At 54.1% G+C, this 207-nt stretch carries 1 tRNA gene; it reads left to right on the top strand.

The features are described from left to right. A tRNA-Ala gene (locus ACW9IN_RS30240) sits at nucleotides 1–76 on the top strand. Nucleotides 77–207: the final 131 nt, after the last annotated feature.

Here is a 207-nt window from a genome sequence, read left to right as displayed (position 1 = left end):
GGGGCTATAGCTCAGCTGGGAGAGCGCTTGCATGGCATGCAAGAGGTCAACGGTTCGATCCCGTTTAGCTCCACCAATTTACAGGTTCAAGGTCTGGCCACACCGTCCTTGAATCGATCAGTTCTCAGCACTGATCAGTTGTATAGAAGGTTTGTGTCCCCTTCGTCTAGTGGCCTAGGACACCGCCCTTTCACGGCGGTAACAGGG

The sequence above is a fragment of the Pseudomonas sp. SDO5271_S396 genome, assembly GCF_054071795.1.
The sequence above is the reverse complement of the archived record's forward strand: the minus strand, read 5'-3'. Positions and strand labels throughout refer to the sequence as shown.